Source organism: Mesorhizobium sp. M1A.F.Ca.IN.020.06.1.1 (assembly GCF_004023265.1).
Taxonomy (GTDB): domain Bacteria; phylum Pseudomonadota; class Alphaproteobacteria; order Rhizobiales; family Rhizobiaceae; genus Mesorhizobium.
This window is the reverse complement of the sequence record NZ_RZSR01000233.1, coordinates 1-7,134: the sequence shown is the minus strand read 5'-3', so window position 1 is coordinate 7,134 and position 7,134 is coordinate 1. Positions and strand designations below refer to the sequence as shown.

Below are 7,134 nucleotides of genomic sequence, written 5' to 3'. Positions count from 1 at the left end.
GCACTAGGCCATGCCTGGCTCAACACGACCGGCGAGCAGGGCCCTGGGCCGCTGACAATGGCCGGCGGCAAGCTCGCCATTACGGCCGATTGCCGGCTGGACAACCGCGAGGAGCTTCTGGCGCGGCTCGGTGTGCGCGACCGATCGGCCGCCGACGCCATGCTGCTGATGCACGCCTATCTCAAATGGGGCGAGGCCTGTCCGACCTACCTGCAAGGCGATTTCGCCTTCGCGGTCTGGGACGCCGAGCGCCGGGCGCTGTTTTGCGCGCGCGACCATTTCGGCGTCAAACCTTTCTACTACCACTGCGCCGACAGGCGCTTTGCCTTCGCCTCGGAGATCGGCCCACTTCTGGCGCTGGATGGTGTCGGCAGGGCTCTCAGCGAGCATCAGATTTCCGGCTTCCTCGCCGGCCCTGCCGGACGATCCGCAATCCACGCTCTATGCGGAGATATTTCGCTTGCCCGCTCGGCACAGCATGACGGTGACCAACAATCAGGTCGTGCTGAGCCGCTACTGGGAGATTGAGCCCTCACAAAGGCCGCAGCGTTCGGATGCGGCGGACGAGTTCCTGCATCTTTTCGCGCGATCGGTTGAAAACCGGATGCGGGGCACTCCGTCCGTCGGTGCCATGCTGAGTGGTGGGCTCGATTCGTCCTCGATCGCCTGCATGGCCGGACTTCAAGCTGCGGCGACGCAGAAGCCGAAGCTCAAAACTTTCTCGCTGGTCTTCGAGAGGGGGTCTTCGATGGACGAGCGGCCCTTCATCGATGCAGTGCTGGAGCAATATGGGCTCGACGGCACGCTGATCGCGGTCGGCGACTATGCGCCCTTCGCCGAGTTTGATCGCATTCTGGAGGAACAGGAAGGGACCTTCCTGGCGCCCGGTCTGTCCTTGACCCGCAGCGTCTATCGCACCGCGAGCGCTAAGGGCGTCACAGTGCTTCTCGACGGCCACGGCGGTGACGAGGTCGTATCGCAAGGTCATGGGCATCTGCATGAGCTCGCCCATCGCGGCAGGTGGCTGGAGCTGTGGCGCGAGCTGCACAGTGCCGCCAACACCTATGGCGACGGGATGCTGCCTCTTTACTTCAAGTTCCTCGCCGCCTACGGGGCGGCCTGGCGGATTGCCAGGATGAGGGCGAAGGCCAGGCGTCTTCTCGGAAAACTGCGGCGCAGACCCTTCGATGCACCGCGCGCGGCGTGGGCAGGACTGGTCAATCCGGAGCTTGCCAGGCGTACCGATCTCACCGAACGTTTCCATCGCGCGGCCTTTATGCCCGCCAATGTCAGCACCAGCGAAGCGCTCACCCATCGCTGGCTTTTGTCCACCGGGCTGGTGCCCCATGCTTTCGAGGTTCTCGACAAGGCCGCCGCCAATTTCGGCATCGAGCCGCGCTATCCGTTCTGGGACAAGCCGCTGGTCGAATTCTGCCTGGCACTGCCGGGCGAGGAAAAGCTGCGCAACGGCTTCGGCCGCCATGTGCTGCGCCGGGCTATGGAAGGCGTGCTGCCGCCCGCGGTGCAGTGGCGGCGCGACAAGATCGATTTCACCGCCAGCCTGGTCAAAGGCATGATCGTCAACCATCGCGATCTGCTGGACCGGCTGCTGGTGTCGGACAACGACTTGATCGCCGCCTATGTCAATCTGTCCGAGGTGAACGCGGTCTATGCGCGCATGCTGCAGCGGCCCGAGCAGGCGACGCTGCCCGACGTCCAGCATATCTGGCGTTCGGCCTCACTGTCGCTATGGCTGCGGCAGGTCCAACAGCATGGAAGCCCTGCATGAACTCTCCAGCCGCTTCTCTTGCCGCGAGGCCCGGCTCCACCATCGAAGCGGCCCCTCGAAACGGGCGTGCCCGTCGGTTCTACAAGGCGTACGGCCTGACGATCGGGTCGGAGGTGGCTTTGCCGGAACTGGAACCGACCGCGCCGGCAACACCGGACATCGAGATAGCTGTTGGGCCGATCGATTTTCCGGAGGCTGCATTGGCGAACGCCGCGGTCTTTCGCTTCGAGCCGACACGCCAGTACCTGTCCTGGCAAGCCGTCGGCACTTTCCTGATCAGCGATGCCTCCCGGATCGATGTCGATCCGGCGCCGGGCGTCGATGATCCGCTGCTTGCCTTCCCACTTTTGGGTCCGGTGCTGGCGCTCACGCTGCATCAGCGTGGCCTGCTCGTCCTCCACGCCAGCGCGATCGCCGTTGGCGGGCAAAGCGTGATCTTCATGGGCGACAAGGGTGCCGGCAAGTCGACTACGGCGGGCGCGATGATCCGCGCCGGTCATCTGCTGCTTACCGACGATGTCGTGGCGCTGGACCTGTCCGATCCTTCACGGCCGATGATCCTGCCCGGCTTTCCGCAGCTCAAGCTTGCAGCGGATGCCGCGAACGCCATCAGGATCGGCCGAGCGGAGGTGCGGCCGCAGGTGCATCCGCAGATCGAGAAGGCGCAGCATCGGCTGCGAGATGGATTCTCCGGCGAAGCCGTGCCGGCGGCCCGGATCTATGTGCTGGAGCGCGACGGGCAGGCGGCGATCACGCCGCTAAAGGGCACCGCCGCCCTGCCGGCGATCATCAAGTTCTCCTATGTCACTCGGTTCGGCCGGCAGGCGCTGGTCGGCGATTTCGCGTCCACGCTTCTCGAACAAAGCGCGCAGCTGGCCGGCCGGATCGGCGTCAGCCGGCTCGAAGTGCCGGCAGGCCTGGAGCGGATCGACGAGGCCGTCGCCGTGATCGAGCGCGATCTAGCCGTCGGCGCGCGGGCAAAGTGAGCAGCAGCATGGCGTGGTCCTCGAAACTTCGCCTGACACTTTTGCGGGACGTGGCCGGCTTCGGTGGTGTCATGGCGCATATCGGCGGGCAGCGCACGCTGACGGCGCTTGCTTTCCTGGTGCTCGGGAGTCTGACCGAGGGCCTTTCGATCCTGCTTTTGATCCCGCTCTTGCATCTGATCGGCAGTGCCGACCAGGATTTCGCCGTGCGCGTACCGGGCGCCTTGCGCTGGCTGGTGCCGGGCGGGACGCTCTCGCTGGCGACGGTGCTCTGCCTGCTCGTCGCTCTGGTGGCGCTGCAGGCTATGTTCAACCGCTTCAAGTCGCTCTACATGGCGCGGCTGCTCTACGACTTCGTCAACCGGGTGCGCATGAACCTGTTCGAGAGCATCGGCAAGGCGCGCTGGGGTGTCTTCACCCGCATGCGCAGCTCCGATCTCGACCACGCGCTGACCGGCGACATCGACCGCGTTCAGGCCGCAGCCTTCTCGCTGCTGATGCTTGCCCAGACGGCGCTGCTGCTTGCCGGCTATCTCGTGGTGTCGGTGTTCATCTCGCCGGTGATGACGTGCTTCGCGATCCTGATCGGCGTGCTCTTGTTCATCGCGCTGCAGCCCTTTCGCGCGCGCGCCACCGCCTACGGTCGCGTGCTGACCGGCAGCCGCCAGGACCAATACCGCACGGTGTCGGAGTTCCTCGGCGGCATCAAGGTGGCCAAGAGCCTGAATGTCGAGACGAGCTATTTCGCGCAGCTCCGCGCGACGCTGGACAAGATGAAGGCGGACAATGTCGCCTATGTCCGCAACAGCACCATCGGCACCGCGCTGTTCCAGGTCGCGAGCGTGATCGGGCTCAGCCTGTTCATCTACATCGCGCTGGTCCGCTTCCATCTCTCCCTTGCGGAAATCGTCGTGCTGCTCCTGGTCTTCATGCGGGTCGCGCCCCGCTTCATGGACATGCAGGTGCAGGCGCAGCAGATGCTGATCAACCTGCCGGCCTACACCGCCATGCAGGCCCTGCAGGCGCGCTTCGATGCCGAGCGCGAGATGGAGCCCGGCGATGCCGCGCCGAACGCAAGGCTGTCGCTCGACAGGGGCCTCGATATCCGCGACGTCTCGTTCGCCTATGGCGACGGCGATGGAAGGCCGGTGGTGAGCGGCATTAGCTTCGGCCTTCCCGCCGGCGAGGTGACGGCGCTGATCGGCCCGTCCGGTTCGGGCAAGAGCACGATCGCCGACATGCTGCTTGGGCTGCTCGAGCCGAGCCAGGGCAAGATCCTGGCGGACGGTGTCGAGATCACCGCGCAAAACCGCAGGGCCTGGCGCGGCCAGGTGGCCTATGTGCCGCAGGACGTGTTTCTGTTGCACGACACCATTGGCGCCAATCTGCGCCTGGCGGCGCCGCAGGCCGGCGACGAGGAGCTTTGGGCTGCGCTGCGCAAGGCTCATGCGGCCGACTTCGTCGAGCGGCTCGACGGGAGGCTCGAAACGGTGGTGGGCGATCGCGGCGTCAGGCTTTCCGGCGGCGAACGTCAGCGCATCGCGCTGGCACGGGCGCTGCTGCGCGAACCCTCGCTGCTCATCCTCGACGAGGCGACGAGCGCGCTCGACTGGCAGAATCAGTCGCTGATCGCTCAATCGATCGAGGAACTGCGCGGCAAGATGACTATCCTCACCATCGCGCATCGGCCGTCGATGATCGCCTTTGCCGGCTGGGTCGTGGCCATCGAGGGCGGCCGCATCGTCGAGGTCGGGCAATATCAGCGGCTGAAAGCAAAGTCGGGCAGCCGGCTGGCCAGGATGCTCTCCGGCGAACGGGCCGAACGGGAAACCGCAACATTGGCCGACAATACGCCGCCCCCGGCGCCGGCTGAAAGATCAGCGGAGGCTGCCGTGCCGGGCGGTTAGCTTTTCGTCATCGGGCACCTTGATGCCGCGGTCGGCCTGCCGCGCCTTGTCGGTGGGTATCGGCCCGCTCCTTGCGATCATGGCGAACACCAGAACGAAGTACCCCACCTGAATGACGACAGCGCAAATCACGGCGCGCATGATGATGGTGCCAAGCGATTCGCCGTCGAGCCAGGACCAGCCGACTACAACAGCGAGCGTGAATATCATCCCGACGATGAACTTTGGCAAAGACATGCTCGTCGGCCCGTCAACCGACACGCGCATGCAGAGGCTGTGGCTTACCCACCCGCGTAACTCCCCGTTTCGCCAGAGAGCTATTTCTGGCTGCCCAATCCGACCGGTTGCTTCCGGCCTTTCCGACCCATCCAGACTATGACAGCAACAGTTTGCCACTCTATTAAGGCGAGACCTTTGCGGCAAGGCCAAATGCACATGAAGCCAAGGGTTTCGCGGCATTGACTCTGCCATGCTGCGGCGCACACCCCTGCATCGCCACCTATTCACTATAGCGAAATCCTCGACAGTAGAATCCGAAACATTAAGCAGTATTTGATGCGATGAACTTACCTGAGCGAGTGATTCTTACGACCTGCAACCGCCGTTCGTCTGCAGCAAAGAATGCATCGCCCAAAATCAGCCCGAAAGCTGTACTACATTTCCCAAAAAACCTCTCACGTTGTCATAAACATGCCACAAAGGCCAAAATTTGGGCACGGCAGGTTTATTATTTGGTCAATTCATGACGCGAACATTTCACGCGAATGGGAAATTGTGTGTTGCGCTGCAGCATTTTTTTGGTATCGTGCCGTAAACCATCCGTTCAACGTATGGAGCTTTTGCATGAGGGACGTCGCCAAGCCGGCTAATGCGGGTTTTTCGCAGGCTGGCATTGATTTTCCACCCCCCATCGGCGGTCTGCTCAAACGCAGTTTCGATATCGTCGGTTCCCTGGCGGGTCTGGTCCTGCTCAGCCCGCTCTTTCTGATGGTCGCCCTGCTGGTCAAGCTTTCCGACCGCGGCCCGATCTTCTACGGCCACAAGCGGATCGGTCGCGGCGGAAGGATTTTCGCCTGCCTCAAATTCCGCACCATGGTGCAGGATGGCGAGAAGGTGCTCGCCGCGCATCTGGCGGCCAATCCGGATGCCGCCGCCGAATGGGCGGCGACGCGCAAGCTGAAGGACGATCCGCGAGTGACGCGTGTCGGCGCGGTGCTGCGGAAGCTCAGCCTCGACGAGCTGCCGCAAATCATCAACATCCTGCAGGGCGACATGAGCCTGGTCGGGCCCCGCCCTGTCGTACGCGACGAGCTCGAGATCTACGGCAGCGCCGCAGTCTATTATCTGAAGTCGCGCCCGGGCCTCACCGGGCTGTGGCAGGTGAGCGGGCGCAACGACGTGTCCTACGACACGCGCGTCGCCTTCGATCGCCACTATGTCGAGAACTGGTCGATGGTCGAGGACATTCGCATCATCGTCAAAACCGTGCCTGCCGTGTGGATGGCGCGCGGCAGCTATTGACCGCCAGGCCTGTCCCGCCAATCTCGGGACAGGCGTCCGGCAGTAATCTCATCGGGCGGATGGGGCTAACGCGGATCGGAAACGTTCATTGAAAAACCACCCCCTCGGACTCCTTTCCAAGGCGCCCAGCCGGTTTGCGGCCGTGGCGCTTGCCCTGTCTCTTGCGATTCCCACCATGGCGGTGGCTGGAGACTATCGTCTCGGGCCGCAGGACAAGCTCAACATCCGCATCGCCGAGTGGCAGACGGTCGACGGCACGTTCCGCGACTGGTCCTCCATCAACGGCGACTATTCGGTCGGCCCCGCCGGCACGCTCTCGGTACCGTTCGTCGGCGAGATGCAGGCGGCCGGCAAGACGACCTCGGAGATCGCTGCGGCGATCGGTCTCGCGCTGCAGCGCAAGCTGGCACTGCCCGACAAGCCTGAAGCCTCGGTCGAGATGGCGCAGTTCCGGCCATTCTACATTTCGGGCGAAGTGCAGAACCCTGGCCAGTTCCCCTACGTGCCGGACCTTACGGTACTGAAGGCGGTGAGCATCGCCGGCGGCATCCGGCGCAACGCCGATTACGGCCCTCAGCTCGGCAAGGACCTGGTCACCGCCAAGGGCAGTTTCGATATCTATGACGACCAGCGGCTGCGGTTGATCATAAAGCGTGCCCGCATCGACGCAGACCTTGCCGGCAAGACGAGCTTCGAGATTCCGAAGGAGGCTGCGGACGACCCGAGAACGCAGGCCATCGTTGCCGACGAAATGCAGATCCTCACGGCCGACCAGAAGGCGCTGAAGCTGAAGCTGGACGCGCTTGATGACCTGAAAGGCGTGCTCGAAGGCGAGATCGAATCGCTGCAGAAGAAAATCGCCAACCAGCAGCAGCAAGTGGATCTGGCGCAGCAGCAGCTCACCAGCATCGGTCCGCTGGCCCAGAAGGGC

The 7,134-nt window shown here is 63.8% G+C and carries 5 protein-coding genes and 1 pseudogene; 5 read left to right on the top strand and 1 reads right to left on the bottom strand.

The features are described 5' to 3' along the window. From EOA60_RS12835 to EOA60_RS12825, 3 genes and pseudogenes are all read left to right on the top strand, one after another. Positions 1-1,789, top strand: a pseudogene (locus tag EOA60_RS12835) (lasso peptide isopeptide bond-forming cyclase); the annotation flags it as partial. After that, on the top strand, positions 1,786-2,775 hold the full coding sequence (locus tag EOA60_RS12830) for a serine kinase (protein WP_095824334.1): 990 nt from the start codon (positions 1,786-1,788) through the stop codon (positions 2,773-2,775). The pseudogene EOA60_RS12835 and the gene EOA60_RS12830, both read left to right, overlap by 4 nt. Positions 2,776-2,783: 8 nt before the next feature. Continuing rightward, complete coding sequence (locus EOA60_RS12825) at positions 2,784-4,682, top strand: ABC transporter ATP-binding protein (RefSeq protein WP_095824335.1); 1,899 nt, start codon at positions 2,784-2,786, stop codon at positions 4,680-4,682. Here EOA60_RS12825 and EOA60_RS12820 read toward each other — a convergent pair. Next, a complete protein-coding gene (locus EOA60_RS12820; protein ID WP_348632709.1) occupies positions 4,653-4,949 on the bottom strand; it encodes an exopolysaccharide production repressor exox in 297 nt (98 codons plus the stop codon). The two genes, EOA60_RS12825 and EOA60_RS12820, sit on opposite strands and share 30 nt — an antisense overlap. A 576-nt stretch (positions 4,950-5,525) precedes the next feature. Here EOA60_RS12820 and EOA60_RS12815 point away from each other — a divergent pair. Both EOA60_RS12815 and EOA60_RS12810 read left to right on the top strand, forming a co-directional pair. Next, positions 5,526-6,203: a sugar transferase gene (locus EOA60_RS12815; RefSeq protein ID WP_067003431.1), complete on the top strand. Its 678-nt coding sequence runs from the start codon at positions 5,526-5,528 to the stop codon at positions 6,201-6,203. 175 nt (positions 6,204-6,378) lie between these two features. Beyond that, positions 6,379-7,134: polysaccharide biosynthesis/export family protein (locus tag EOA60_RS12810; RefSeq protein ID WP_206628132.1), on the top strand; the 756-nt coding region annotated here is incomplete at its 3' end.

What these genes read in the sequence shown, in the direction of transcription:
- EOA60_RS12830 (WP_095824334.1), top strand. Translation starts at nt 1,786, where the DNA reads ATGAACTCTCCAGCCGCTTCTCTTGCCGCGAGGCCCGGCTCCACCATC.
- EOA60_RS12825 (WP_095824335.1), top strand. Translation starts at nt 2,784, where the DNA reads ATGGCGTGGTCCTCGAAACTTCGCCTGACACTTTTGCGGGACGTGGCC.
- EOA60_RS12820 (WP_348632709.1), bottom strand. Translation starts at nt 4,949, where the DNA reads ATGCGCGTGTCGGTTGACGGGCCGACGAGCATGTCTTTGCCAAAGTTC.
- EOA60_RS12815 (WP_067003431.1), top strand. Translation starts at nt 5,526, where the DNA reads ATGAGGGACGTCGCCAAGCCGGCTAATGCGGGTTTTTCGCAGGCTGGC.